The organism is Croceibacterium salegens, from assembly GCF_009827435.1.
In the GTDB taxonomy this organism is placed as follows: Bacteria; Pseudomonadota; Alphaproteobacteria; order Sphingomonadales; family Sphingomonadaceae; genus Croceibacterium_B; species Croceibacterium_B salegens.
In genome coordinates, this window is sequence record NZ_WTYM01000023.1 from 92,456 (window position 1) to 117,756 (window position 25,301).

General features: G+C 66.0%; 25 protein-coding genes. 15 read left to right on the top strand and 10 right to left on the bottom strand.

The features are described 5' to 3' along the window. The first annotated feature begins 15 nt into the window (after positions 1–15). Positions 16–1,053, top strand: coding sequence for a dihydroorotase (gene pyrC / locus GRI89_RS02115; protein WP_159791710.1), 1,038 nt, complete (start codon positions 16–18; stop codon positions 1,051–1,053). Here pyrC and rarD read toward each other — a convergent pair. Beyond that, the gene (rarD, locus tag GRI89_RS02120; protein WP_159791712.1) at positions 1,050–1,964 is read right to left on the bottom strand and encodes an EamA family transporter RarD; all 915 of its coding nucleotides are present in this window, start codon (positions 1,962–1,964) and stop codon (positions 1,050–1,052) included. The two genes, pyrC and rarD, sit on opposite strands and share 4 nt — an antisense overlap. Positions 1,965–2,129: 165 nt before the next feature. On the opposite strand from rarD, the gene GRI89_RS02125 reads away from it, so the two are divergent. Both GRI89_RS02125 and GRI89_RS02130 read left to right on the top strand, forming a co-directional pair. Continuing rightward, entirely contained in the window at positions 2,130–2,609 is a 480-nt protein-coding gene (locus GRI89_RS02125) for a glycine zipper 2TM domain-containing protein (protein WP_159791714.1), read from the top strand. A 247-nt stretch (positions 2,610–2,856) separates the two neighbouring features. Beyond that, entirely contained in the window at positions 2,857–3,570 is a 714-nt protein-coding gene (locus tag GRI89_RS02130) for a hypothetical protein (RefSeq protein ID WP_159791716.1), read from the top strand. A 9-nt stretch (positions 3,571–3,579) separates the two neighbouring features. Here the strand turns inward: GRI89_RS02130 and astD are convergent, their stop codons facing one another. Both astD and GRI89_RS02140 read right to left on the bottom strand, forming a co-directional pair. Then, positions 3,580–4,995, bottom strand: coding sequence for a succinylglutamate-semialdehyde dehydrogenase (gene astD / locus GRI89_RS02135; protein WP_159791718.1), 1,416 nt, complete (start codon positions 4,993–4,995; stop codon positions 3,580–3,582). A 96-nt stretch (positions 4,996–5,091) separates the two neighbouring features. Beyond that, positions 5,092–6,492: a protein adenylyltransferase SelO family protein gene (locus tag GRI89_RS02140; protein WP_159791720.1), complete on the bottom strand. Its 1,401-nt coding sequence runs from the start codon at positions 6,490–6,492 to the stop codon at positions 5,092–5,094. Between the two features lie 65 nt (positions 6,493–6,557). Between GRI89_RS02140 and GRI89_RS02145 the strand changes: the two genes are divergently transcribed. The 5 genes from GRI89_RS02145 (at position 6,558) to GRI89_RS02165 (ending at position 12,243) form a co-directional block, all read left to right on the top strand. Next, positions 6,558–7,421 carry an alpha/beta fold hydrolase gene (locus tag GRI89_RS02145; RefSeq protein WP_159791722.1) on the top strand — a complete coding sequence of 288 codons (864 nt, stop codon included), beginning with the start codon at positions 6,558–6,560 and terminating at the stop codon, positions 7,419–7,421. Further along, a complete protein-coding gene (locus GRI89_RS02150; RefSeq protein ID WP_159791724.1) occupies positions 7,418–8,557 on the top strand; it encodes a glycosyltransferase family 4 protein in 1,140 nt (379 codons plus the stop codon). Before GRI89_RS02145 ends, GRI89_RS02150 begins: the two co-directional genes overlap by 4 nt. A gap of 127 nt (positions 8,558–8,684) precedes the next feature. Then, positions 8,685–9,467: a tetratricopeptide repeat protein gene (locus tag GRI89_RS02155; RefSeq protein WP_328598037.1), complete on the top strand. Its 783-nt coding sequence runs from the start codon at positions 8,685–8,687 to the stop codon at positions 9,465–9,467. An 11-nt stretch (positions 9,468–9,478) separates the two neighbouring features. After that, entirely contained in the window at positions 9,479–10,825 is a 1,347-nt protein-coding gene (locus tag GRI89_RS02160) for an outer membrane protein assembly factor BamB family protein (protein ID WP_159791726.1), read from the top strand. Positions 10,826–10,875: 50 nt separating this feature from the next. Then, positions 10,876–12,243 carry a methyltransferase family protein gene (locus GRI89_RS02165; protein ID WP_159791728.1) on the top strand — a complete coding sequence of 456 codons (1,368 nt, stop codon included), beginning with the start codon at positions 10,876–10,878 and terminating at the stop codon, positions 12,241–12,243. Here GRI89_RS02165 and GRI89_RS02170 read toward each other — a convergent pair whose 3' ends face one another. The 4 genes from GRI89_RS02170 to GRI89_RS02185 form a co-directional block, all read right to left on the bottom strand. Further along, entirely contained in the window at positions 12,244–12,543 is a 300-nt protein-coding gene (locus GRI89_RS02170; RefSeq protein ID WP_328598038.1) for a putative quinol monooxygenase, read from the bottom strand. Between the two features lie 2 nt (positions 12,544–12,545). Then, the gene (locus GRI89_RS02175; protein ID WP_159791730.1) at positions 12,546–13,916 is read right to left on the bottom strand and encodes a glutamate--cysteine ligase; all 1,371 of its coding nucleotides are present in this window, start codon (positions 13,914–13,916) and stop codon (positions 12,546–12,548) included. 82 nt (positions 13,917–13,998) lie between these two features. Then, positions 13,999–14,745 carry a 16S rRNA (uracil(1498)-N(3))-methyltransferase gene (locus GRI89_RS02180; RefSeq protein WP_159791732.1) on the bottom strand — a complete coding sequence of 249 codons (747 nt, stop codon included), beginning with the start codon at positions 14,743–14,745 and terminating at the stop codon, positions 13,999–14,001. Further along, a complete protein-coding gene (locus tag GRI89_RS02185) occupies positions 14,745–15,437 on the bottom strand; it encodes a DNA alkylation repair protein (RefSeq protein WP_159791734.1) in 693 nt (230 codons plus the stop codon). Before GRI89_RS02185 ends, GRI89_RS02180 begins: the two co-directional genes overlap by 1 nt. Before the next feature lie 69 nt (positions 15,438–15,506). Here GRI89_RS02185 and ubiA point away from each other — a divergent pair, with 69 nt between their 5' ends. Both ubiA and GRI89_RS02195 read left to right on the top strand, forming a co-directional pair. After that, positions 15,507–16,412 carry a 4-hydroxybenzoate octaprenyltransferase gene (ubiA, locus tag GRI89_RS02190; RefSeq protein WP_159791736.1) on the top strand — a complete coding sequence of 302 codons (906 nt, stop codon included), beginning with the start codon at positions 15,507–15,509 and terminating at the stop codon, positions 16,410–16,412. Positions 16,413–16,547: 135 nt separating this feature from the next. Further along, positions 16,548–17,150, top strand: coding sequence for an SOS response-associated peptidase (locus tag GRI89_RS02195; protein WP_159791738.1), 603 nt, complete (start codon positions 16,548–16,550; stop codon positions 17,148–17,150). Between the two features lie 3 nt (positions 17,151–17,153). On the opposite strand, the gene GRI89_RS02200 is transcribed toward GRI89_RS02195, so the two are convergent. Beyond that, a complete protein-coding gene (locus GRI89_RS02200) occupies positions 17,154–17,972 on the bottom strand; it encodes an arylamine N-acetyltransferase family protein (RefSeq protein WP_159791740.1) in 819 nt (272 codons plus the stop codon). Further along, entirely contained in the window at positions 17,965–18,336 is a 372-nt protein-coding gene (locus tag GRI89_RS02205; RefSeq protein ID WP_159791742.1) for a VOC family protein, read from the bottom strand. The genes GRI89_RS02200 and GRI89_RS02205 overlap by 8 nt, the downstream gene beginning before the upstream one ends. Before the next feature lie 158 nt (positions 18,337–18,494). On the opposite strand from GRI89_RS02205, the gene soxR reads away from it, so the two are divergent. The 5 genes from soxR to GRI89_RS02230 all read left to right on the top strand — a co-directional run bounded on the left by soxR (position 18,495) and on the right by GRI89_RS02230 (position 23,816). Continuing rightward, positions 18,495–18,947: a redox-sensitive transcriptional activator SoxR gene (gene soxR / locus GRI89_RS02210; RefSeq protein ID WP_159791867.1), complete on the top strand. Its 453-nt coding sequence runs from the start codon at positions 18,495–18,497 to the stop codon at positions 18,945–18,947. 233 nt (positions 18,948–19,180) lie between these two features. Continuing rightward, on the top strand, positions 19,181–19,957 hold the full coding sequence (ppk2, locus tag GRI89_RS02215) for a polyphosphate kinase 2 (RefSeq protein ID WP_159791744.1): 777 nt from the start codon (positions 19,181–19,183) through the stop codon (positions 19,955–19,957). Next, positions 19,954–20,622 (top strand): spermidine synthase, encoded by a 669-nt coding sequence (locus GRI89_RS02220; RefSeq protein ID WP_159791746.1) that lies wholly within the window; start codon positions 19,954–19,956, stop codon positions 20,620–20,622. The genes ppk2 and GRI89_RS02220 overlap by 4 nt, the downstream gene beginning before the upstream one ends. A 12-nt stretch (positions 20,623–20,634) precedes the next feature. After that, entirely contained in the window at positions 20,635–21,882 is a 1,248-nt protein-coding gene (locus GRI89_RS02225) for a PQQ-dependent sugar dehydrogenase (RefSeq protein ID WP_159791748.1), read from the top strand. Between the two features lie 140 nt (positions 21,883–22,022). Continuing rightward, positions 22,023–23,816 carry an SLC13 family permease gene (locus GRI89_RS02230; protein ID WP_159791750.1) on the top strand — a complete coding sequence of 598 codons (1,794 nt, stop codon included), beginning with the start codon at positions 22,023–22,025 and terminating at the stop codon, positions 23,814–23,816. Positions 23,817–23,936: 120 nt separating this feature from the next. Here GRI89_RS02230 and GRI89_RS02235 read toward each other — a convergent pair whose 3' ends face one another. Continuing rightward, positions 23,937–25,124, bottom strand: a complete 1,188-nt coding sequence (locus GRI89_RS02235) for a glycosyltransferase family 4 protein (RefSeq protein WP_235912686.1) — start codon at positions 25,122–25,124, stop codon at positions 23,937–23,939. Positions 25,125–25,301 lie beyond the last annotated feature (177 nt).

Sequence of the window (25,301 nt, forward strand, 5' to 3'; positions counted from 1 at the left end):
CCTATCGGGGCGGCGATGTCCACAAAGCGCTTGACCATCCGCCGCCCCGACGACTGGCATGTCCATTTGCGCGACGGGGCAATGTTGAAAGCCGTGGCCGAATACACCGCGCGCCAGTTTGCCCGGGCGATCGTCATGCCAAACCTCTCGCCGCCGGTGACCGACACGGCGAGCGCTGCGGCCTATCACGAGCGGATCCTCGCCGCGCTGCCCGAGGACGCGGACTTCACGCCGCTGATGACCTGCTACCTCACCGATGCGACCGACCCCGACGAAGTCGCACGTGGATTCGAAGCAGGCGTGTTCACTGCAGCCAAGCTCTATCCCGCCAACGCGACGACCAATTCGGCGCATGGCGTCACCGCGATCGACAAGATCATGCCGGTGCTCGAACGCATGGCCGACATCGGCATGACGCTGTGCGTTCATGGCGAGGTGACCACGCCCGATATCGACGTGTTCGACCGCGAGGCGGTGTTCATCGAGCGTTCGATGGCGCCGCTGATGCGCGAATTGCCCGAGCTTCGGGTGGTGTTCGAGCACGTGACCACGTCCGAAGCGGTGCAGTTCGTAGAAAGAGCAGGCGAGAACGTCGCGGCGACGATCACCCCGCAACACCTGCATATCAACCGCAACGCCATGCTGGTCGGCGGGATTCGCCCGCACGCTTACTGCCTGCCCGTCGCCAAGCGCGAACAGCACCGGTTGGCGTTGCGGAAGGCGGCGACTTCGGGATCGGAGAAGTTCTTCCTCGGCACCGACACCGCACCCCACGCGCGGCACCTCAAGGAAGCGGCTTGCGGCTGTGCCGGCATCTTCAACGCGCCCTTTGCGCTCGAGAGCTATGTCGCGGTGTTCGACGCAGAGGGTGCGCTCGACAAGTTCGAGGCCTTCGCCAGCGAGAACGGCCCGCGCTTCTATCGCCTGCCGCTCAACGAAGGCACGGTGACGCTCGAACAGGCTCCGGTCGAGGTGCCGGCGGAGATTACGGCCGAGGGCGAAACGCTCGTCCCGTTCCACGCCGGCGAGACGCTCGGCTGGCGGCTCGCCTAGGCGACCGGAGCGACCGGCTTAGGCCGGCGGGCGTTGTGGAATACGTCCCACAGGAAAACCGCCGCCGCCGCCCAGATCATCACGAAGCAACCGAGTTGCGCCGGTTTCAGGTCCTCGCCGAACACCAGCAGGCCGAGCAGGAAGACGATGGTCGGCGAACTGAACTGCAGGAAGCCGATCACCGTGTAGGGTAGCCTCCGCGCAGCGAACGCGAACATGATCAGCGGGAACGCCGTCATCGGCCCGCCCATCACCACAGCGAAGGCGACCAGCGGACCCTGCGCCAGCGCCGAACCGGCGGCGCTCTGCGCATACCACCAGGTCAGCGCCAGGGAGAGCGGGGCGAGGATCAGCGCCTCGAGCGTCAGCCCGACGAGCGGCCCGGCCTTCACCTTCTTGCGCAGCAGGCCGTAGAGCCCGAAGGTCGTCGCCATGCTCAGGCTCAGCCAAAGCGTTGAGAGCGCCCCCGCGGCAAGGATCGCAACGCCGACGCTGGCTAGGCCGATCGCGCGCCACTGCCAGCGAGTCAGCTTCTCGCCGAGCACGACGAGACCGAGCAACATCATCGTCAGCGGCAGGATGTAATAACCGAGGCTCGCAGCGTAGACGTGCCCGGTCTGGATCGCCCAGACGTACAGGAACCAGTTGACCCCGATCAGCGTCGAACTGGCGAGCAAAGTCAGCATCGTCTTGCGGTCGCGCAGGGCGACCTGGATTTCGGGCCAGGCCCGGCGCCAGGCGATGATTGCGAGGCACAGCGGGATTGTGAACAGGATGCGCCAGGCGACGTATTCGACCGCCGGCACGGTGTGGACAAGCTGCAGGTAGAGCGGCATCGAGCCCCAGAACACGTGCGCGCCAATGGCGTTGGCCAGTCCGGCCCGGTCGTAATGCGTGCTTGCCCCGCTCATCGCAGCCGAACTACGCCCCGCTCCGGCGAGCGGCAAGCGCGGTGGCGAAAGTTATTCCGAAAGCAAATCAGCACCTTGTCGTTTCTTGCAGTTCGGTTGCACGACGTTCAGAAAACCAATCATATTTATGAACCACTGGCTCGAACAGCCTGAAGGAGTTGTGATATGAGTACCGTTATCCGCAATGCCGCACTGGCCCTCGCCGTTACCGGCCTGGCCCTCCCGGCAACCGCATCGGCCGCCGAATATGCCTGGCCTGGTGCCTCGCACAGCGCCTATCCGAACGATACCTGGGAGCACAATCGCGACCGTGGCAAGCACCGGGGCTGGTACAAGGACCGCGGCCATTCGCGCGACTACGATCGCTACCGTTCTTCGGGCTACCGCTCGTACGGCTACTACCAGCCCGCGCGCACCTATTACGCCGAACCCGTCTATCGCGACACTCGCGTGTGGCGCGGCAATGACGGCCGTTACTACTGTAGCCGCCGCGACGGCACGACCGGTCTGATCGTCGGTGCCGCCGCCGGCGCCCTGCTCGGCCGTTCGGTCGACAGCCGCGGCGACCGCACGCTCGGCACCATCCTTGGCGCTGCCGCGGGCGCTGTCATCGGCAAGGAAATCGACAAGGGCGGTTGCCGCTAGGTCGCTCACTAATACCGGCTACGCCTTCCCCTGTTGGGCGTAGCCGCAGCGCGGCCCTCGGGTCGCAACCTATGGGGGTCGCGCCAAGGCGTCCGTGCGGTGAACCGTGCGGGCGCCTTGATAGTTTGTGCGGGTGCCCGGGATATCCCAATTCGGGACGGCGCCGTCGCAGTAGGCGTTTCGGCAACGGTTAGGCTGTATGAGCCTGCAATTCGCGGACTCGGGTCCGCCAGTCGAGGATACCGCAATGCTTCGCCGTTCCGTGATCGTTCTTGCCCCGTTCGTACTGCTGGCCGCCTGCGGCAGCGAGGAAGAGGCGCCCAAGCCGGAAGACGATCCGGCAATGACTTCCGCGTTGCAGGACCGGATCATGGTCGATCCCGATCTCGTCGGCCAGAACCGCGCCAATGCCGCGGCCTTGCTGCCCGACGGCGATGGCTCGATCCCAGTGGAGGACAGTTCGCCCGAAGCGATTGCCGCCGCCCGCTCCGATGCGCTCACCTTGGTCGGTGGGCCGGGGCGGATGAAGAAGGCGCCGGACGCGCGGCAAGTCTCCGCATCGCTGCCGGCGGGCGCAACGCTCACTGCCGCAGCGCGCGCGGCCGCCTCGCCGGGCGGCGGCGAAAACTGCGCCGAAATCGCCACCTACACCGCAAGCTGGGCAGCGAAGATGCCGGAGGCCTTCCCGGTCTATCCGCGCGGCGCGGTGCAGGAAGCGGCCGGGAGCGATGCCGGCAATTGCCGCCTTCGGGTGGTCAACTTCCTCACCCCTGTTCCGCTCGGCGAAGTGGTCGATTTCTACTTCACCCGCGCGAGCAGTGCCGGTTTCACTGTCGACCGCGCGCTGATCGATGGTGAAGACACGATCGGCGGCAGCAAGGGCGGCAGCAGTTTCGTGGTCTATGCCCGTGCGCAAAGCAACGGCCTGACCTCGGTCGACCTCGTCACCAACGGCGGCTGAAGAGCAGGCTCAGGCGTCCCTGAAGCCGACGCCGAGGCTGGAGCGCGGTTGTTCCATCTCGGTGCTGGTGACCGGGTAGGCGCAGTAGTCGGCGGCATAGAACGCGGCCGGGCGGTGGTTGCCCGACAGGCCGACCCCGCCGAACGGCGCGGACGAGCTGGCCCCGTTGGTCGGGCGGTTCCAGTTGACGATCCCGGCGCGGATATTGGCCCAGAAGCGATTGTACTCCTGCGGATTGCCGCCGATCAGCGAGGCCGAGAGTCCGAAGCGCGTGTTGTTCGCCTCGGCAATCGCCTCGTCGAAATCGTCGACCCTGATGACCTGCAGCAGCGGACCGAACAGTTCGACGTCGGGACGCTCGGCCATGTCGGTGGTGTCGATGATGCCCGGGGTGACGAAGGGCAGCCCCTTGCGCGGGCGTCGCATGTGGGTGATCGGCTTGCCGCCGTTGGACAGAAGGTAGAGGAAAGCCTCGGTCAACTGGTCGGCGGCATTGCTGTCGATCACCGGACCCATGAACGGGGCCGGCTCGTCGAACGGGGCGCCAATGATGATGCGGTCAGTCGTCGATTTCAGGTCGGCCATGACCTCGTCGAACATGCTCGCCTTGACGATCAGCCGCCGCGCGGCGGTGCAGCGCTGGCCGGCGGTGGTGAAGGCCGACTGCACGATCAGGTTGGTCGCATCGTGAATCTTGGGCGTGTCCCACAGCACGATCGGGTTATTACCGCCCATTTCCAGCGCGACGATCTTGCCCGGGTTTGTCGCTAGCTTGCGGTTGATGGCGATGCCTGCCTGAGCGCTGCCGGTGAACAGTACCCCGTCGACGCCCGGGTGTGCGACAAGCGCTTTGCCTTCCTCCGGCCCGCCATGGAGCACCTGGACGATCGCCGCGCTGATCCCGGCGCGGTTGAACAGCTTCATCAGGAATTCGCCGGTCGCCGGGGTCTTCTCGCTCGGCTTCAAGATCACGGCGTTGCCGGCGATCAGCGCCGGCAGGACGTGCCCGTTAGGCAGGTGGGCGGGAAAATTGTAGGGTCCGAGCACTGCCATTATGCCGTGGGGCTTGTGGCGCACGGCGGCGCTGCCTTGCAGAGCGCTGTCGAGCTTCCGCTGGCCGGTACGCTCGGCATAGGCGCGGATCGAGATTTCGACCTTGGCGATGACCGCCTCGACCTCGGTGCGGGCTTCCCACATCGGTTTGCCGGTCTCGCGCGCGATCAACTGGGCGAAGGCGTCCTGTTCGTTGAGCACTTCGTTGGAGAAGCGGCGCACCAGTTCGATCCGCTTGGCGAGCGGCTGCGCGGCCCAGGCGGGCCAGGCGCGCCGGGCCCTGTCGACGGTTTCGTCGACGTTGCCCGCCTTGCCGCGCCAAAGCTCCTCGCCGGTCGCCGGCTCGGTGGATATGATAAGGTTTTCGCCCAAGACTGATGACAGGTTTACAGCGTTTGTATCGGATACCGCGAGGGCTGATAGCCGCTCCGCATTAAGCAAGCCAGTGCGGGGAAGGTTTGGAAGTAACTAATTGCTATGCCCGGCCGGGGCTGGCGGTTCGCCCATAGCGTCCCCCATCCGGCGCAGAGCGGTAACCTTGTCGTGGAGCGGCTGCCAGTCGTCGCGCTCGGCGATGGCGGCCCAGTTCGCCTCGACTTCATCGATCAGTATCGTCTGTGGGGCGGCGTCGCTCCAGTAGGGATGTTCGTCCACAATTGGCTCAAACGGCGCGAGAGCGTCAGCCAGCTCGCCTTCTGTGCCGCGCCCGCCGCGATGGGCGAAGAAGAAGGCGTCCGGTCCGAGCCGGCCCTCGCGCATCGCCCGTTCGGCGGCTTCTATCAACCGGATCGCGTCGTCACGGTCGCCGCCGGTCAAGCCGAGGCGCCAGCAGAACCGCCGCGCCATCGCCGCGGTATAGCATTCGCCGAAACGGTTGTAGGCGGCGAGCAGCGGCTCGGGCTCGCTGATCCGCCGCAACGCGATCGCAAGTTGGGCGAGGTTCCAGTGGATCGCTTCGGGCTGGCGGCCGAACGCGTAGAGCCCGCCGTGGTCGAAATAGGCGGCGGTAAAAGCCGGGTCCCACAGTGGCAGCCAGCGCCACGGGCCGTAGTCGAAGCTCTCGCCGGTAATGTTCATGTTGTCCGAATTAAGCACGCCGTGAACGAACCCGGCGACCATGTAGCTAGCGGCAAGGTCGCCGAGCCGCTCGGCTGCCTGGTGCATCAATTGTGCTGCCGGTTCGTCGCGCCCGGGAGCGTCCTCCGGCGGCGGCGAACCGGGATAGTTGGCGAGGCAATAGTCGACCAGCGCACGCATGTGCTCGTCTTCCTCGAGCACGGCGAGGCGCTGGAAGGTGCCAATGCGGATGTGCGAATGGCTCAGCCGAACGAGCACCGCCGAGCGGGTCGGCGAGGGTTCGTCCCCACGCTCCAGCTCTTCCCCGGTCTCGATCACCGAAAAGGTCTTCGAGGTATAGGTGCCCAGCGCCTCGAGCATTTCGGTGGCGAGGATCTCGCGCACGGCACCCTTGAGCGTCAGCCGACCGTCGGCGGTGCGGCTGAAAGGGGTGAGCCCACTGCCCTTGGTTCCGAGATCGAGCAGGCGACCGTTCGCATCGCGCATCTGCGCAAACGTAAAGCCACGCCCGTCGCCGATCTCGGGGTTGTACACGCGGAACTGGTGGCCGTGATAGCGCTGAGCCAGCGGCTGCGGAAGGTTGTCGGGCAGGGGCTCGAACCTGCCGAAGTGCGCGATCCACTGCTCGTCCGACAGCTCGCCGAGCCCAATCGCACGGTCCCAGCGGCGGTTGCGGAAGCGCAGCTCGTGCATCGGAAAATCGGCTGCCCGCACCGGAACGGCGAGCCAATCGGCCAGCTCGAGGATTTGCGGATCGGGGCTGTAGGGGGCGGGTTGCGGTTCGGCACGCATCTGGCATTAGTGGCCGCCGGAACGGGGCAGCGCAAGGCGGCTCCTGAGCAGGGATCTACCGCGGCATGGCCCAACCCGTTTGGCAGGACGACGAGTGGGAATCCGCCGACGGTCTCAAGCTGCACTATCGCGATTACCCGGGCGGGGAAGGCAAGCCGCCGCTGCTCTGCCTGCACGGCCTGACTCGGAATGCGCGTGATTTCGCCCCGCTGGCCGAACGCTTTGCCGGGGAGTGGCGGATGATCGTGCCCGAAATGCGCGGGCGGGGCGACAGCGAGTACGGGCGCGACGGATCAAGCTACAACCTGCCGACCTACGTCGATGACGTCGTGCGCCTGCTGCAGCAACTGGACGTGGGGTCGGTGGCGGTGGTCGGCACCTCGATGGGCGGGTTGATGGCGATGTTCATCGCGCAGGCCAAGGCCTGGCCGCTCGCCGGGGTCGCGCTCAACGACATCGGGCCCGACCTTGAACCTGAAGGCGTCGCCCGCATTCGCGAATACGTCGGGCAGGGCGGCAGCTACGAAACCTGGATGCACGCCGCGCGCGCGCTGCGTGAAAGCAACGGGTCGGCGCACCCCACCTTCGGCCTGTCCGAATGGATCGCCTTCGCCAAACAGCTGATGTGCATAAGCGGCAACGGCCGTATTACCTTCGACTACGACATGCGCGTCGCCGAATCGCTTCAGAACAACGATGCAGGCATCGGCCTGGATCTGTGGCCTGCCTATCGCTCGCTTGCCGGGATGCCCCTGCTCGTCCTGCGCGGTGAATTGTCGGACCTGATTTCGCAAGCGACGGTCGAAGCGATGCAAGGTGAGGTGCTGGGGGCAAAGGCCGTCACGGTGCCCGGCGTCGGCCACCCCCCGCTGCTCGGCGAACCGGCGGCGCAGGAGGCGATTGCCGCGTGGCTGGCGGACATCGCATGAGCGCCGCGGGAGCGAAGCCGCGCATACTGCACCTGCATTCGACGTTCGATGCGGGCGGCAAGGAAGTGCGCTGCGTGCGGCTGATCAATGCGCTCTCCCGCGAGGCCGAGCACGCCATCGTTTCCAGCGATTACGAAAAGCGCGGCGCGGCAAAGCTGCTCGACCGGAAGGCCAACGTCAGCTGGCCGCCGTTTCCTTCGCTCAACGGCAAGCCCTGGCCGCGGCGACTGGCAAAGCTGGCGGCGGCGATGCAGAACTATGACCTGATCTGCACCTACAATTGGGGGGCGATGGACGCGGTGCTGGCGCACACCCTGTTCGCCGACGCCTTCAATTTGCCGCCGCTGATCCACCACGAGGATGGCTTCAACGAGGACGAGGCGGACGGGCTCAAGGCTTCGCGCAACTTCTACCGCCGCATCGCGCTCGGCCGCACTTCGGCGCTGGTCGTGCCCTCGCGCACGCTGGAGACGGTCGCGCTGCGCGCCTGGCACCAGCCGCGCAGCCGGGTGCGGCGCATTCCCAACGGCATCGCGACGATGGACTATGCCGGCAAGCCGAAGCGCGACCTGCTGCCGGGTCTCGTCAAGCGCAAGGGCGAGCTGTGGGCCGGGACGCTCGCTGGGCTCCGCAAGGTCAAGAACCTGCCGGCCATGGTCCGCGCCTTCGCCGGACTGCCCGAGGAATGGCAACTCGTCATCGCCGGGGAAGGGCCGGAGCGCGGTGCGATCGAGGAAGAGGCTCGCCGCCTCGGGATCGAGGACCGGGTGCACCTGCCCGGCTTCACCGACGCCGCATCGCTGGCGCCGCTGTTCGATATTTTCGTGCTCTCCTCGCAGTCCGAGCAGTTCCCGATCTCGGTGCTCGAGGCGATGGCGGCCGGGGTGCCGGTGGCGGCGCCCGCGGTCGGCGACGTTTCGGGCATGGTCGCCAAGGAGAACCTGCCGTTCATCGTGGCACCGGAAGACGAGGCGGCGCTTGGTGCGGCCATGGTAGCGCTGGCGGCCGATCCGGTGTTGCGAACCAAGGTCGGCATGGCCAACCGCGCCAAGGCACGCGAGGAGTATGAGGAGGCAAAGATGGTCGAGCGCTACAAGGCGCTCTACTGGTCGGTCATGGAACAGCGCGCCGGCTGATCAAGCGCTTCACCGGCGGTTCACCTGCCGGGGGACAGTGCCGGGGGACACTGGCCGATAGGCAATTGCGATTTCGCGCCCATGGCCTTAACGGGGCGCGCAGAGAGAAAACAGCAACGGACCCCGCGTGGCCCTCACACCGACATTGCCGCAGACCGAAGACGAAAAACGCGCCGCCCGCGAAATCGCGCAGCAGGACATGCTCCTGCGCGAGGTCGACGAGGCCGTGCGGCAGGACGAAGCGGCCCAGTTCGCCAGGAAGTACGGCAAGATCATTGCCGGCATCATCGTTGCCGGGCTGCTCGCCTTTGGCGGTTACCTCCTGTGGGAGGAGAACAGCGAGAAGACGCTCGAGCAGGGTTCGGAGAGCTTCGTCTCCGCGCTGGACCAGCTCGATGCCGGCAATCTCGACAAGGCCGACCGCCAGCTCGAGGAACTCTCCAAGGACGGTTCGCCCGGCGCTCAGGCGGCCGCGAACCTGCTGCGCGCCGCGATCGCCGCCGACAAGCATGACACGGACAAGGCCGCGCAAATGTTCTTCGCCCTGGCCGACGATACCAGCGCGCCGCAGGCCTACCGCGACCTCGCCGCGATCCGTGGCGTTTCGACCAATTACGACAAGATGAAGCCGCAGCAGGTCATCGACCGGCTCAAGCCGCTCGCCGTGCCCGGCAACGCCTTCTTCCCGAGTGCCGCCGAACTGGTCGCCATGGCCTATGTCCAACAGGACAAGAAGGACCTCGCCGGTCCGCTATTCGCGGCCATCGCCAAGGACGACAATGCTCCGCAGTCGCTGCGCTCGCGCGCGCGGCAGATGTCCGGCCTGCTCGGCTTCGATGCCGTCGAGGACGCCGAAGCAACCGTTTCCGAAGATGCACAGCCGAGCACCGCGGCCGAAACCGCGCAGTGATGGAAAGATCTATGAACGCCAAGACCTTCTCGACCGTACTGCGCAACACCGTCGCCGCGCTGGCGCTCGCGGGCATGCTGAGCGGCTGCGCCGTGTTCGGCGGCAAGGACAAGGCGAAGACGCCGACCGTCGGCAATCGCCAGCCGATCCTCTCGCGCATCGCCACCACGGTTACCCCAGACCCATCGCTCGCGGGCGTGTCGGTCGTGGTTCCGCCTCCGCAGGTGAACACGGACTTTGCCCAGGCCGCCGGTTCGGCGACCAAGGCGACCGGCAACCTTGCGCTCTCGGCCACCCCGACGCAGGTCTGGTCCACCTCGATTGCCGGCACCAGCAAGCGTGAGCGCCTCGCCGCGGCCCCTGTCATCGGCGGCGGCATGCTCTACGTGGTCGACACGAACGGCGCAGTGCAGGCGTTCGACGCCGCCACCGGGAGCAAGCGGTGGACCTACCAGACCGACCTCGAAAAGGACCTGCGTCCGTCATCGTTCGGCGGGGGCGTGAGCTATGCCGACGGCAAGGTCTACGCCACCAGCGGCGCGGGCGACGTGGTCAAGCTCGATGCCACGACCGGCGCCGAGGAATGGCGCACGCGCCCGGCCGGGCCGCTGCGCGGATCGCCGACCGTCGCCTTCAACGCGGTCTATGCGATGACGCAGGACAACCAGATCTTCTCGCTGGCGATCGATGACGGCCGCATCCTGTGGCAGGACGCCGCCGCTTCGGGCGAATCCGGCGTGTTCGGCGTCGCCGCCCCGGCCGCCGGGCAGGGCACGGTGATCGCCGGGTACAGCACCGGCGAGATCGTCGCCTACCGCTACGAAAACGGCCGCACGCTGTGGTCCGACGCGCTGGCGCGGACCTCGATCTCGACCTCGGTCAGCACGCTCACCGACGTCGATGCCGACCCGATCATCGACAACGGCCGCGTCTACGCGCTCGGCCAGGGCGGGCGCATGGCGGCCTACGAACTGGTCACCGGCCAGCGCATCTGGGAGCTTTCGCTGGCGGGTATCTCGACCCCGGTCGTGGCCGGCGAGTGGATTTTCACCCTGACCGACGATGCGCGCCTGCTGGCGATCGCCCGTTCGAGCGGCAAGGCCCGCTGGATCACCCAGCTGATGCGCTACAAGAACGAGGAAAAGCGCACCAATCCGGTGTTCTGGACCGGTCCGGTGCTGGCCGGCAACCGCCTGTGGATCGGCAACACCCGCGGCGAGCTCAAGTCGGTCGACGTGATGACCGGCGAAGTGTCCGACTTTGCCGAGTTCAACAGCGGCATTACCCTGCCGCCGATCGTGGCCAACCAGACGCTCTACATCCTAGAAGATAACGGCAAGATCACCGCCTACCGCTGACCTTCGCGTCTTACCCGGCCCTTAACCCTTTTGCGGTAGGGCCGGGCGCGATGAACGCGCAATCCCATCAGGCGGCCCAGGACCGGGCAGGCCCGCCCGCGAGCGACGTTTCGGCGTGGGTCGGGGTGAGCGGGTTGTTGGCGCTCGCCGGGTATATCCTGCTTGCGCGCCACTGGCCGGATATTGCAGAGGCCTTCGACCTGCCGGGCCCGCGCGCGCGCCTTTCCGGGCCGTACAGCGCCTTCCTGGCGATGGTCCTGACCGGGCTGGTCATGGCCGCCTGGTCGATCTTCGTCGACAAGGTCCACCACAATCCCAGCACCGGCATCGACTGGGCCAACCCGCGTCCCCTCAGGCAGGCCCTCGACACCGCGGCGACCAAGATCGCCGGATTGTGGGCGACATGGGCGCTGATCGGTTTCGCCTATTGCCTGGGCCGCTTCTACTGGGACGGGCAGTTTCTCTTCGCGATGGAAGTGATCGGCGCAGCGGCGCTACCGATGTTCGTGCTGTCGATCCCTTATGTGCTGTGGCTCGACCGCGTGCTGGTCAACCCGCGCGACGGTGCCTGGCATTTCGGCGCGCTGCTGATCGGGCGCGAAGCGTGGGATATCGAGCGGGTCAAGAAGCACTGGCGCGCCTGGACCATCAAGGGCTTCTTCAGCGCCTTCATGATTTCGATCCTGCCGCCGGGTTTCGCTCAGGTGGTCGATGCCGATTTCTCGCAGGTGCTGCACAACCCGGTCTATGCGGGCAACGCGCTGCTCAGCCTGATGTTCGTGGTCGATGTGCAGATCGGCACCGTCGGATACCTGCTGACGATGCGCCCGCTCGACGCGCACATCCGCAGCGGCAACCCGCTGCTCGCCGGCTGGGTAGCCGCGCTGCTGTGTTACCCACCGTTCGTCTACGGCTTCATGGGCGACGGTGGGCTGCTGCAGTACGAATACAACACCGCCGATTGGTCCTACTGGTTCGACGGGCATCCGGCGGTGCTCTGGGCCTGGGCCGCGCTGCTGGTGTTCCTGACCGCGGTCTACGCCTGGGCGACGGTCGCCTTCGGCATCCGCTTCTCCAACCTCACCTATCGCGGGGTGCTGACCAACGGTCCGTATCGCTTCACGCGCCATCCGGCCTATCTCAGCAAGAACATGTTCTGGTGGCTGTCGACGATGCCGATGATGGTCACCAGCCATTCGTGGGTCGACGTGATCCGCAACACCGTGTTCATGGCCTGCGTCAGCGGGGTCTACTACTGGCGGGCGCGGACCGAGGAAGCGCACCTTCTGGCAGAAGACGCCAAGTACCGCGAATACCATGCGTGGATGCAAGCGCATGGCCTTGTGACCGCACCGCTCGCGCGCTTGCTCGGTCGTGCCGCAGTACGCCGCCAGCCGCAGGTGCAGCCGGCGGAATAGTCAGAAGGGGTCGGAGTCGCCCGTTTCGCGGATTGAGATGTCGCGATCGTGGAAGCCCAGCGCCTCACGCTCTTCCTGCCAGCGGCGCATGTGCCGGGTGGCGAAATGGGCTTCGAGCGCAGCGCGGTCGTCCCATTCCTCGTAGACCCGGAACAGGCCCGCTTCGGTCACGTCCTCGGCGTAGGAATAGGTCCGGCACCCCGGTTCGAGCAGCGATGCGGTAATGACTTCGAGCATCGGCTCGCGCGCCTCGGCGATGCGGTCGGTCGGCAGGCGGAAATGACCGCTGACGACGATCACGCTCAGAAGCTCTCTTCGTAGACGCGGGTGATGTCGCCGCCCCACGCGCCGTTGTACTTGTCGAGCAGGCGCTGCGCCGGAACCACGCCGGAATCGACGATTTCCTCGAGCGGTTCGAGGAAGCCGGACTCGTTGTCGCCGCTGGCGTTGAGCTTCACTCTGCGCGACAGGCCGCCGCGGGCGATCGGCAATACTTCGCGGGCCAGCGAGAGCAGCGTCTTGCCGCCGGGGATCGGTGCGTCGAGCGCCAGCTTGGGCACCGCGTTGCGCAGCGCCTCGCGCTCTTCCATCGTCCAGTCCTTGACCAGGTCCCAGGCGGCGTCGAGCGCGGCGCGGTCGTAGAGCAGGCCGACCCACAGCGCGGGCAGGGCGCAGATCCTGTTCCACGGACCGCCGTCGGCGCCGCGCATCTCGAGGAACGACTTGAGGCGCACTTCGGGGAAGGCGGTCGAAAGGTGGTCGGTCCAGTCGCTGGTCGTCGGCAGTTCGCCGGGCAGTGCCGGGAGTTCGCCCTTGAGGAAATCGCGGAAGCTCTGACCGGCGGCGTCGATGTATTTCCCGTCGCGGAAGACGAAGTACATCGGCACGTCGAGCATGTAGTCGACGTAGCGTTCGTACCCGAAGCCGTCCTCGAACACGAAGGGCAGCATGCCGGTGCGGTGCGGGTCGGTGTCCGACCAGATGTGGCTGCGGTAGCTGAGGAAGCCGTTGGGCTTGCCTTCGGTGAACGGCGAGTTGGCGAACAGCGCGGTGGCCAGCGGCTGGAGGGCGAGGGATGTGCGGAACTTCGCCGCCATGTCCTCTTCGCTCGAATAGTCGAGGTTGGTCTGGATGGTGCAGGTGCGCAGCATCATGTCGAGGCCGAGATTTCCGACCCGCGGCATGTGCCGCAGCATGATGTCGTAGCGGCCCTTGGGCATGATCGGCAGATCGGCGCGGGTCTTGTCGGGCCACATGCCCAGGCCGAGGAAGCCGACCCCGAGCGCATCGCCGACGGCTTTGCACTGGTGGAGGTGGCGGCCGGTTTCGGCGCAGGTCTGGTGCAGGTTCTCGACTGCGGCACCCGACAGTTCGAGCTGCCCGGCGGGTTCGAGGCTGATCGTGCCGTCGGCACCGCCCATGGCGATGACCTTTCCGCCTTCCTCGATCGGCTCCCAGCCGAACTGCCGCATTTCCAGCAGGATGTCGTGGATACCTCCGGGCTCGTCATAGCTCGGGGCGGTATGGTCGGAGAGCTTGTAGACGAGCTTTTCGTGCTCGGTGCCGATACGCCAGCGCTCGCGCGGCTTCTCGCCGTCCTGCATCGGGGCCACGAGCTGGTCGCGGCTTTCGATCCGCGGCTCCTCCCCCTCTGACGCCTTGCGCGTGCTCATCGCGGCGCGTTTAGCGGATCGGTTGCGATCCGCCACCTGCAATTTTCATGGGTAGCGACAAGCCGGACTTATGGTGCGGGAATCACGCCCAATCGCCCGTCGCGCCCATCCACAGCGCCACGGCAGAAAGGGCCGCGGTTTCGCCCCGCAGGATGCGCGGACCGAGCGAGACGGGGACCGCCGCAGGGTGGGCACGGATCGCGGCTCGCTCGGCGTCGTCGAAGCCGCCTTCGGGGCCGATCAGGATGGCCGCCGGTCCGGCGTGGGCCGCAAAGGCCTGCGGTGCCGGCTTGCCGCCCATCTCGTCGGCGAAGAACAGCGCGCGCTCCTTTGGCCAGTCGCGAAGCAGGGCTTCCAGCGAGACCGGCTCGTGGAGTTCGGGCAGCGCGGTGCGGGCGCACTGTTCCGCCGCTTCGATGACATGGGCGCGGGCGCGGTCGAGGTTGAGCTTGTCGGCCACGCAGCGGCGGGTGACCATCGGGCGGATGACCCGCACGCCCAGCTCGGTCGCCTTTTCGAGCACGAGGTCGAAGCGGTCTTTCTTGAGCAGGGCGGGGCAGAGCCACAGGTCGGGCACGTCTTCGCGGGGCCGCAGTTGCTCGACCGGTTCGAGCACCACCTCGCGCTTGCCCGCCGAGAGCACCCGCGCGGCCCATTCGCCGGTGGTGTCGTCGCACAGCACGACGGAATCGCCTTCGTCCACCCGCATTACCTTGGCGAGGTAGTGCGCCTGGTTCCCCTCGACCGCTATCGCCGCACCCGGCACCAGGGGACCGGTCACGAACAGGCGAGGGGCGCTTCGTGGCGGCCAGGCGGGGGTAGCGGGCATCAGGCGGCCTTCCTCACGTTCTTCAGCGCCTCGCGCTTGCTGAGGCCGCTCAGCCGGTCGGCGTTGGCGGCGACGTAACGCTCGACTTCGGCCGGGTCGGTCCAGGCATATTGCCGCAGCGCCCAGCCGATCGCCTTGCGCAGGAAGAACTCCTTCGAGTCCAGCGACGGCTCGATGCAGGCGTAGAGCAGGTCGAGGTCGGTGTGTTCCTTGGCCTTGAGCTGGCAAAGGATCGAACTGCGCCGTTTCCACATGTTCCGATCGCTGCTCCAGCTGCGCATCGAGCGCTTCATTCGCACGCCTTCGTTCACGATCAGCGTCCAGAATCGCCCGCCTGCAATGGCATCGACGTAGTCCCACCACGCCCCGGTGACGATCATTTCCTCGTACATCGGCAGGGCGTCGAGACGCTGGAAATGGTGCGCCGCCTTCACGCCGGTCAGCTCGATCGCCGCGTAACGCTCCTCGCGAAACTGCGCCCCGCGCCACAGCGCCAGCACGTCCGCCTGCCAGTCCTCGCTACGCGCCCAGCCGAGGCCCCGGAAGAGCTCCTTGCAGGCCTGCCGCAGGGGCACAGCCGAGACGCCGAGGTAGGGCATTTCCGACTTCATATAGGCCTGCATTCCCGGCGCGCGCGCCGGGTCGGCGGCCGCCTTCAGCGCGGTCAGCACGGCCTTCGCGAGCGCGGTCATGCCGGGAAGTCCTTCATAGGCATCGACTAACCGTTTCGCCCCCGGTGCGAAAGGGCTAGGGCCGGGACGATGACCGCCGAGACGATCACGCCAGACAGCGAACACCGAGGCCTCGTAGCGCGGCTGCCGCAGCCTCTGCGCGACTTTCCGCTGCTGGCGCGGTTCGACCGGCCGATCGGCTGGTGGCTGCTGTTCTGGCCCTGCGCCTGGGGTGTGTGGCTCGCCGGAGCCGGATGGCAATTCGCGCTGGTCGCATGGCTGCTGCTCGGCAGCATCACGATGCGTGGAGCGGGGTGCGTCTACAACGACATCGTCGATGCCGATCTCGATCGGCAGGTGGCGCGTACTGCCGTGCGGCCCGTAGCAAGCGGGCGGGTGAGCCTGAAGGCGGCGTGGGGCTGGCTGCTGGTGCTTTGCGCGGTCGGATTGGTCGTGCTTTTGCAGCTCAGATGGCAGGCACAATTGGTTGCACTGGCCAGCCTTGCGCTGGTCGCGGCTTATCCCTTCATGAAGCGGATCACCTGGTGGCCGCAGGCCTGGCTCGGGCTGGTCTTCACCTGGGGCGCGCCGGTCGGCTGGACGGCGCTGCGCGGCGATCACATCGAGGCCATGCTGGCGCTCTACGCCGGGGCATTCTTCTGGTGCATGGGCTACGACACGATCTACGCCTGCCAGGACCGCGAGGACGATGCGCTGGTCGGCATCAGGTCGAGCGCACTGCGGCTGGGCGAAAGCGTGCGCGCCGGGGTCATCGCCTTCTACTGCCTCGCGCTGTCGATGTGGGGTCTTTCGTTCTGGCTGTTGCGCTTCGACTGGATCGGGCTGCTGGCCCTCCTCCCAGCGGGGGTGCACCTGTTGTGGCAAGGCCTGACGCTCGAGCCCGACAGCGCCGACAACGCACTTGCCCGGTTCCGTTCGAACCGGTTTGCCGGGGCGCTGGTGGCGGCAGCGTGCTTCGTTGTCGGCAACGCATGACACCCGCGCCTCGTCATTGCGACGAGCGAAGCGACGAAGCAATCCAGAGCGGTTGTGCGCTACGCCCTGGATTGGTTGGCGCGCGGCGCCTGCTTCGCAACCGCTGCGCTCGCAATGACGAAATGAGGTAGGTCCATGTGCAACCTCTACCGCATGACCAAGACGGTCGACGAGATCGCCAAGCTCTTCGACGCCGACGTCACCGCCGGCAGCAATGCCGGGGGTGAGGTCTATCCCGGCTATCCGGGCGTCGTGGTGGCGGAGGGCAAGGTGCAGACGATGCACTGGGGCTTCCCCCTCGCCATGCGCGGCAAGAGCGGGCAGATGCTCAAGCCCAAGCCGATCAACAACGCGCGCACCGACAAGCTCTCGGGCAACTTCTGGAAGCCCAGCTTCGTCAATCGCCGCTGCCTGATCCCTGTCGAGGCCTTTGCCGAGGCCGAGGGGGCCAAGGGCGCCAAGACCCGCACCTGGGTTACCATGCCCGGAGAGGACCTGTTCACCGCCGCCGGGATCTGGCGCTGGAGCGAGGAGTGGGGCGAGGTCTATTCGATGGTGATGACCGAAGCTTCCCCGGCGATGCAGGGCCTGCACGATCGCATGCCGGTCATCGTCGCGCCGCCGGACAGGGCCACATGGACTGCCGGATCTGCGGAAGATGCCTTCGCCCTATGCCGCCCGTGGCAAGGCGCGCTCACGCTCGACCGGACCGACCGGCCCTGGGCGGGGAGGCATTAGGGTTCAGGCCGCCTCTCCGGCGAGGAACTCCACGTGGCGCTGCTCGATCTTCGGCCAGAGCGAGGCCGCGCGCGGCTCGTCGATCCCGAAAGTCTCGCGCAGGACCGTGACGAACTCGTCGGCATCGGCCAGCTCGCGGCTGCTCGAACCGCCGGGGCCGACCTCGCTCAGCACCTTGCCGCGCAGCGCCACCCGGCTCTCGCCGACGCGCCGCTGGGCGACGAAGGTCTGGACGAAGTTGGAATCGGGCGAGGTCGACTGCCACAGGCACTTTCCCGCCAGCAGCGTCTCGTCAGCCGGACCGGCAAGGAAATCATAGGAGAAGCCTTCGGGCCGTTCGTACTCGGTATAGCGCCAGATCCCTTCGCCGGGCTGGGACAGTTCCACCGCGAACGGCAGGTGTGCATGCCGCGCTACCGCGAGCGGGAGCGGCTCGCTGAGCGAACTGCCGAAGCCGACGTCGGCCAGCCATTGCGCACCGTCCACCTCGACCAGCAGGGCCAGGTGCGTATGGGCGCGCTCTTCGCCGCCGACATGCTGCATCACCCCGCAGGACAACCGCGTCACAGGAAATCCGATCTGTTGCAGCGCCCAACCGAACAGCCCGTTCATCTCGTAGCACCAGCCTCCGCGGCGGCGGCGCACCAGCTTGTCGAGAATCGCCTGGATCTCCATCGAGGGAACGAGACCGAGCTGCACGTCGAGCGCCTCGAACGGAATCGCGCGCACGTGCGCCCGGTGCAACGCCTGCAGCGTTGCGAGGTCGGCGGCAACCGGGCCGTCATGCCCGATCCGCGCAAGGTATTCGGCAAGCTCAGGCATAACTGACCACTTCGAATTCGATCCCGTCCCAGTCGAAGAAATAGAACCGCCGCCCGGGTTCGTAGTCGCCGTGGCCGAACGGTTCCAGCCCGGCTTCGATAACGACGCCTTCCGCGGCGTCGAGATCGTCGACCTGGAAGCCGACATGATTTAGCGGGGCGCCCTTCTCAAAGCGATCATGAGGTTGGCGATCGGTGTAAAGCGCAAGGTAGGCGTGGTCGGTGCCGACGTGGATCGTCTCCCCGCCGTCCATCGCCGCGCCGCGCCAGCGTTGGTGCCATCCGAGCAGTTTCTGGAAGAGTTCGGACGAGCGCTCGATGTCACTCACCGTCAGATTTGCATGTTCTATCGTGCCTTTGGGCATATCGGGACCTTTCGTTCATCTGAGGTCTAACTTTGTGCCCAATGCTTAAGCCCTTGGCGGGACGGGTCGAATCATCAGGCTTGACCGCTTATGCAACCTCAAGATAACTTGAGGTCAAGAAAGTAATCGGGGACGGAGGAGTCAGGGTCGTGAATGCCATGGGCTCGATATCCAAGGACGATGTGATCAGCATCGGGCAGCTTTCCGCCCGCACGGGCGTCGCGGTTTCCGCCATTCGTTTCTATGAGGAAAAGGGCCTGCTGCAGCCGATCCGCACCAGCGGCAATCAGCGGCGATTCCTCCGCTCGGACATTCGCCGGGTCAGTTTCGTGCTCATTGCCCAGCGCCTTGGCCTGTCGCTTCACGAGATCGAGGAGCAGCTCTCGCTCCTGCCGCAGGGTCGCACTCCGAACCCGCGAGACTGGCGGCAGATCAGCCAGCAGATGCGTCGCTCGATCGACAAGAAGATCGAACTGCTCAGCCTCACCCGCGCCAAGCTCGACGAATGCATCGGCTGCGGCTGCCTGAGCCTGGCCAAGTGCCAGCTTTACAACAAGGCCGACAAGATGGGCGCCAGCGGCGCCACCGGCCCGCGGCTGGTGCTTGACTGATTCGCGGCCGACTGGCCGGTGAAGTTTACACCGGCCTGACAGGTCTGACAGTGTCCTGGGGTAAAACTCAGAGTCTCGCGTTAAGGCCCGGTGGGCACTGAACGGATCGGCTGTTTCGGAGTGGAGCGTCATCCGAAAGCATAGGCCACATCCGGTCGCCTGTAGGAAAGCGATTTTTCGCCGAGCGAACGCGATGGTTGTCACCGGCGAGCGTCAGGCCCAAAAGCCCGCGGATGAGCAAGCTCAAGAAGAAGGACTACGAGCGTGCGCTGAAGGGCATGCAGCGCGAGCTGGTCGACCTTGCGCGCTGGGTTGGTGAGACCGGCACCCGCATCGTCGTGCTGTTCGAAGGGCGTGACAGCGCGGGCAAGGGTGGGGCGATCAATGCCTTGCGCGAACATCTCAATCCTCGTCAGGTCCGCGTTGTGGCGCTGGCCAAGCCGACCGAGCACGAGAAGAGCCAGTGGTACTTCCAGCGCTATGTCGCTCACTTGCCGTGCGCCGGCGAAATCGTGCTGTTCGATCGCAGCTGGTACAATCGCGCCGGGGTCGAAAAGGTCATGGGCTTCGCCACCGCGGATCAGGTCGAGGCTTTCCTCGCTGCCGCGCCGGAGTTCGAGAAGCTGCTCACCGACGATGGCCTCACTCTCGTTAAGTACTGGCTTACCTGTGACCAGGAGAAGCAGGAAGAACGGTTCGCCGAACGCCACCAGGATCCGCTCAAGGGCTGGAAACTCTCGCCGATGGATACCGCGGCACGCGAGAATTACGACGAGTACACCGAAGCGCGCGAGGCGATGTTGCGCGCCACGCACACCCACTATGCGCCGTGGACCCTGGTCGATTTCAACGACCAGAGGCGCGGCCGCCTGACGCTGATCCGCGATTTCATCGACCGGATTCCCGACGGTCACGTTCCGCCCGAAGAAGTCCCGCTCCCGCCGCTCGATGGCCCTCCGTCCAAGGAGCGCTTCGGCCTGATCGAACCGCTCCCCGGCTACCGGCCATGATCGCGCTCGAACAGCTCGACACCGCGCAGGTCCCCGGCGGCGAGGAACTGCGGCTGATGCGTCGCGGAGCCGACTTCATGATCGTGCTCGACCGCAACGAGCTGATGAACAGCCGCATGAGCGGATCGGAAGAGGCGCTGGCGACGATGACCGCCGATCGGTTGGCGGGTCGCAAGGGCCAGCACTGGCTGGTCGGCGGTTACGGCATGGGCTTCACCCTGCGCGCCGCGCTCGCCGTGCTCGGGCAGGACGCGAAGCTGACCGTGGCCGAGCTGGTGCCCAAGATCATCGAATGGGCGCGCGGGCCCATGACGGAGCTGACTGCCGACTGCCTCGACGATCCGCGCGTTTCGCTGCTCCATTCCGATGTCGCGCTGCAGATCGCGAAAGGCAGGAACAGCTACGATGCGATACTGCTCGACGTCGACAACGGCCCCGATGGTCTCGTTCGCGCCGACAACAACCGGCTATACTCGCGTGAGGGGCTGGCGACCGCCAAGGCGGCGCTGCGCCCCGGCGGCGTGCTGGCAATCTGGTCGGCGGCCAAGGACAGCGTCTTCGCCAATCGCCTGCGCCGTGCGGGCTTTACCGTCGACGAGGTGCAGGTTCGTGCGCGGAGCAATGGGAAAGGTGCGAAACACACGATCTGGTTCGCGCGTAAATAGGGGGAGAAAGTCATGAACCTTGTGGGGGATTATTTGCAGCGGGCTGGCGGCTTCGCAGCGGCTTTGGTTGCGTCGGCGGTGCTGTCGGGCGCGGCACAAGCGCAGCAGGACGTCGCGATGAACCCCGGCGGCTACCCCGTCGCCCCGACCGGACTTGCCGATAATCCGCTGCCCGAGGGGCCGTTCACCTATCGCACCGCCGAAGGAATGGACATCCGTGTCGAAGTGGTGGCGCGGGGCATCGAATACCCGATGGCGCTCACCTTCCTGCCGGACCGTTCGATGCTGGTGGTGACGCGCAAGGGCGAGCTGCTTCAGCTTGCGCCCGGGACGAACAAGCCGCGCGTGGTCTCCGGCGGACCCGCCAGCGTGTTCGCCGGGGAATCCGGCGATGCCGGGACTTCGCACGGCTACATGGACGTGGTTCTCCACCCCGACTTTGCCACTAACGGCCTGGTCTACATCGCCTACAACAAGCCGGATGGCGAAGCCCCCCGGATGGCAGTCGGTCGCGGACGCTGGACAGGTAGCCGCCTTGAGGACTTCGCCGACGTATGGCTGGCCCCATCCGGGGCGGGCGGCATGACGCGGCTGGCTTTCGGCAAGGAAGGCACGCTGTTCCTTACCACGTCCGGGGCGGACGCGCAGAACCTCGGCACCGTGGGCGGCAAGGTCCTGCGCATCAACGACGACGGTTCGATCCCCGCCGACAATCCGTTCCTGCGCAATTCCGCGGCGCGCAAGGACGTCTATTCGCTCGGCCATCGCGGCGCGCTGGGCCTCGCGATCCATCCGCTGACGGGTGACTTGTGGGAGAGCGAGAATGGCCCCAACGGCGGCGACGAGATCAATATCATCAAGCCCGGCCACAATTACGGCTGGCCCTTCGTCAGCCTCGGCCGTGCCTATCCGGGTCCCTGGCAATCGGGCGGCCGCCCGGGCCACGAGGTGTTCGAGCCGCCGGTGATCTACTGGATGCCGGCCATCGCGGTCTCCGGCCTGATGTTCTACACCGGGGACGCCCTGCCCAAGTGGAAGGGCGACATCTTCGTCGGCGCGCTGCGCACCGGCGAGATCCCCGGCACCGGCCACCTCGAACGCATCCTCGTCAACAAGGACATGGAAGAACTGCGGCGCGAAACGCTGCTCTACGACCTCCACCAGCGCATCCGCGACGTGAAGCAGGGGCCGGAAGGCTACATCTACATGGTCACCGAGCAGAAGGACGGGAGCGTACTGCGGATCGTGCCGGCGGAGTGAGCCTGGCCTGCCCGCCGAAGTAGAATTCGTTCTCGGGCCAGTCGAGAAATCTGCGTGCGGCGGCAAATGGCTCGTCTATGCTTGATCCAGACCTGCCGTCCGTAAGGGCATACGCGGCCGGACTGTGATGGAGTTGATTCATGGTTCTTGTCGTCGATGCCTACGCGCCGCTGGTGGTTGCCGCGGTGCTGTTGCTTCTACTGCTCGCCTTCGCGTTCGAGGTTCGCCCTCCCGAGGTGGTTGCGATTGCGGCTGTCGCGCTGCTCCTCGCGCTCGGCATCCTGACGTCCGACGACCTGCTCAAGGCGCTTGGCAACTCGGCGCCTCTGAGCATCGCCGGGATGTTCATTGTTTCGGCATCGCTGGTCCGGACCGGGCTGCTCGACGACTTTGCAGGGATGGTAACGGCGCGGGCGAAGGAATCCCCGCGCGCCGCGGTGGCCATGCTGCTGGCGCTGGTGGCCGCACTGTCCGCCTTCACCAACAACACCCCGCTGGTGATGATGATGGTCCCGGTCGGGATCGTGCTCGCCAAGCAGCTCGGTGAGGCCCCGTCCAAGCTGCTCATGCCGATTTCGTTCGCGGCGGTGCTTGGCGGCACCTGTACGCTGATCGGCACTTCCACCAACCTGCTTGTCGACGGTGTCGCCACCGAGGCCGGACTGGCCCCGTTCTCGATCTTCGAAATCGCCCCGGTCGGTATCATCGTGGCGATAGCCGGGGTGATCTATCTCGTCGTCGCCCGTCCCCTGCTTCCCGACCGCGTGACCATCGCTTCGCTTGCGGACAAGGCCGACGACAAGCGCTTCACGGTATCGGTGGCGATAGAGGAAGGCTCGCCCTTCATCGGCCAGGCACCGGCCTCCATCTCCGCCTTCAGCCGCGGCGATAGGCGGCTGATCGACCTGATCCGTGGCCAGAGCTCGATGCGCGACAACCTTGCCCGGACCCTGCTCCAGGCTGGCGACGTGCTGATCCTGCGCTGCCCGGCGAAGGACCTGCTGACGATCAAGGAAAGCGCCAGCATGCGCCTCGCCGGGCCCGACGACGAGCCAGACCTGATCGCGCTGACCAGCCGCACCTCGACGGTGATAGAGGCGCTGTTGCTGCCCGATGCGCAGATCGTCGGGCACCGCTTCTCGGACCTTGCGATCCGCCGTCGCTACAACGTCCACCCGATCGCGCTGCACCGGCGCGGCAGCAACCTGCGCGAGCGTTTCGAGAACGTCGTGCTCGAGCCGGGCGACACGGTGCTACTCGAGGGCGAGCACGAGGACATCGATCGCTTCGTGGAGAGCGAAAAGCTGGTCAACCTGGCCGAGCCGAAGGCGCGCGGATTTCGCACCAGCAAGGCGCCGATCGCGCTGGCGGCGCTGGTCGCCATCGTCGCCGGGGCGTCGTTCAACGTGCTGCCGCTGCCCGCGCTCGTAACGCTTGGTGTGGCCGCCGTGCTGGTCACCCGCTGCATCGAGCCCGAAGAAGCCTTCGGCTCTGTCGATTGGCGTATTATCGCGCTCATCGTGGCCATGCTGGCGATCGGCACGGCGCTGGAGAAGGCGGAACTGGTCGAGATGGCCGTGGCTGCCGTAACCCCCGCGCTGGGTGGCTTCGCACCGTGGGTCGCGCTGGCGGCGATCTACCTGCTCAGCCTGCTGCTCACCGAGCTGGTGACCAACAACGCCGTTGCCGTGGTGGTCACGCCCATCGCGATCAAGCTGGCCGTCGCGCTCGACTCCGATCCGCGCCCGTTCGTAATCGCCGTCATGTTCGCCGCAAGCGCGAGCTTCCTCACGCCGATCGGGTACCAGACCAATACGCTGGTCTACGGCGCGGGGGGCTACAGGTTCGGCGATTTCATGCGCTTCGGCTCGCCGCTGACGGTGGTGGTGGCAGTGGTCACGCTGGTCGCGATCCCCCTGCTCTGGCCCCTTTGACCGCTGGCCCGCGGCCGGATCTGGCTTCGTCGCTGCAGACCCTTTGCGACAACGACGACCGCGCCGGCACGGCCCGGCCCGGTCCGCGTTTCGTGATGGATCAGATACCCTTCAGGCCGCTCACGTGCCGGTCAGCGGCGGATGCTGGATCGGGTCGGGAAAGGCTCCAGCTTGCGGACTAAGGATCCTGGTGATCAGGGCTTCCCATTGCCTCACGATGTGTTCCCGGCGAAAGCGCTGCGCGTTCTTGATCGCGTGGCTGGCCAGGCGTTTTCGCAGTGCCGGGTCCGCCATGGCGAGCGCCAGGGTCCTGGCCAGTGCGTCGGCGTCGCCCGCGCGGACGAGCAAGCCGTCCACGCCTTCGCTGATGATGTCGCCCGGGCCAAAATCGCAGTTGAAGCTGACCACCGGCAATTCCGCGAGCATGGCCTCCACAAGGACATTGCCAAAGCCTTCGTGCCGCGATGAAAGTACGAACAGGTCCGCACATTCCACCCAGGACAGGGGCCGCGGACTGTTGCCGGGCAGCGATATTCGCGCTTCGAGACCGCAATCGCGTATCTGCGCCTCCAGTCTTTCCCGTTCCTTGCCTTCGCCCCAGATGACCAGACGCCAGTCCGGATTCGCCGCGGCTATCTTCGCAAACGCCCGGATCAGCAGGTCGTATCCCTTTTGAGGGACCAGCCTGCCGGCTGAAACCAGCACATGCCCTTCGTGGTCTTGATGCTCGAATTCGGGCAGTTCGACCACGTTTGGAATGACAGTCGCCCGCTTCGACAGCACGGCAGGATAGAGCCGGCGGATCGAATTCGTTTGCAGGACTATTACTTGTGCTCGGCGTGCCAGAGTTTTCCAGCTCAGGTACCACAGCGGATGCGCTTGCTGGGCCTTGGGATTGTTTCGTTCGGAGATAATGACCGGGATGCCCGTCCAATACGACGCCAGAAGCGTGATGACATTGATCTTGGTAAGGAACGACAGGACGATATCGGGCCGCTGCGCCCGCATGATTTTGCGCAAGGAGGCGCATCGATACATTGTTGCCGCCACGCCGTGCCGGAACGGGCCGCCGGATGAGTGAATAGCCAGCCGAACCAATTCTATCCGGCTGTCGAAAGCAAATCCGATTGGTTCATCTGGCGAATCGAAGGAGACAATCGTCACCTCAACGCCTCGCGAAACCCAATCGCGAGAGATCAGCGAAATGACGCGCTCAGCCCCACCAACACCGAGACCGGCGAGCACGAACATCACCTTCATATTGCCCCCACGGCGTGAACGGCAGCCTTCCCAGTCGTCGCCGAGCAATCGCCCTGACAAGGCGTGGCCTTGCTGGCATTGCCATGTGAACTCGGGTGAGCTTTTTGGTCTGTAAATGCGGCATTTATTCCTGCCTCAAAAGCGTCGCAAGATGGGTAGATGCATCGCTGGTTGACTATTTCGAGACAGGATAATGTAGAGCGCCGTGAGTCTGGCTGGACCTGC

Excerpts from the sequence above, each read along its gene's own strand:
- pyrC (WP_159791710.1), top strand. The coding sequence starts at position 16 with ATGTCCACAAAGCGCTTGACCATCCGCCGCCCCGACGACTGGCATGTC.
- rarD (WP_159791712.1), bottom strand. The coding sequence starts at position 1,964 with ATGAGCGGGGCAAGCACGCATTACGACCGGGCCGGACTGGCCAACGCC.
- GRI89_RS02125 (WP_159791714.1), top strand. The coding sequence starts at position 2,130 with ATGAGTACCGTTATCCGCAATGCCGCACTGGCCCTCGCCGTTACCGGC.
- GRI89_RS02130 (WP_159791716.1), top strand. The coding sequence starts at position 2,857 with ATGCTTCGCCGTTCCGTGATCGTTCTTGCCCCGTTCGTACTGCTGGCC.
- GRI89_RS02140 (WP_159791720.1), bottom strand. The coding sequence starts at position 6,492 with ATGCGTGCCGAACCGCAACCCGCCCCCTACAGCCCCGATCCGCAAATC.
- GRI89_RS02145 (WP_159791722.1), top strand. The coding sequence starts at position 6,558 with ATGGCCCAACCCGTTTGGCAGGACGACGAGTGGGAATCCGCCGACGGT.
- GRI89_RS02150 (WP_159791724.1), top strand. The coding sequence starts at position 7,418 with ATGAGCGCCGCGGGAGCGAAGCCGCGCATACTGCACCTGCATTCGACG.
- GRI89_RS02160 (WP_159791726.1), top strand. The coding sequence starts at position 9,479 with ATGAACGCCAAGACCTTCTCGACCGTACTGCGCAACACCGTCGCCGCG.
- GRI89_RS02165 (WP_159791728.1), top strand. The coding sequence starts at position 10,876 with ATGAACGCGCAATCCCATCAGGCGGCCCAGGACCGGGCAGGCCCGCCC.
- GRI89_RS02175 (WP_159791730.1), bottom strand. The coding sequence starts at position 13,916 with ATGAGCACGCGCAAGGCGTCAGAGGGGGAGGAGCCGCGGATCGAAAGC.
- GRI89_RS02180 (WP_159791732.1), bottom strand. The coding sequence starts at position 14,745 with ATGCCCGCTACCCCCGCCTGGCCGCCACGAAGCGCCCCTCGCCTGTTC.
- GRI89_RS02185 (WP_159791734.1), bottom strand. The coding sequence starts at position 15,437 with ATGACCGCGCTCGCGAAGGCCGTGCTGACCGCGCTGAAGGCGGCCGCC.
- ubiA (WP_159791736.1), top strand. The coding sequence starts at position 15,507 with ATGACCGCCGAGACGATCACGCCAGACAGCGAACACCGAGGCCTCGTA.
- GRI89_RS02195 (WP_159791738.1), top strand. The coding sequence starts at position 16,548 with ATGTGCAACCTCTACCGCATGACCAAGACGGTCGACGAGATCGCCAAG.
- GRI89_RS02200 (WP_159791740.1), bottom strand. The coding sequence starts at position 17,972 with ATGCCTGAGCTTGCCGAATACCTTGCGCGGATCGGGCATGACGGCCCG.
- GRI89_RS02205 (WP_159791742.1), bottom strand. The coding sequence starts at position 18,336 with ATGCCCAAAGGCACGATAGAACATGCAAATCTGACGGTGAGTGACATC.
- soxR (WP_159791867.1), top strand. The coding sequence starts at position 18,495 with ATGGGCTCGATATCCAAGGACGATGTGATCAGCATCGGGCAGCTTTCC.
- ppk2 (WP_159791744.1), top strand. The coding sequence starts at position 19,181 with ATGAGCAAGCTCAAGAAGAAGGACTACGAGCGTGCGCTGAAGGGCATG.
- GRI89_RS02220 (WP_159791746.1), top strand. The coding sequence starts at position 19,954 with ATGATCGCGCTCGAACAGCTCGACACCGCGCAGGTCCCCGGCGGCGAG.
- GRI89_RS02225 (WP_159791748.1), top strand. The coding sequence starts at position 20,635 with ATGAACCTTGTGGGGGATTATTTGCAGCGGGCTGGCGGCTTCGCAGCG.
- GRI89_RS02230 (WP_159791750.1), top strand. The coding sequence starts at position 22,023 with ATGGTTCTTGTCGTCGATGCCTACGCGCCGCTGGTGGTTGCCGCGGTG.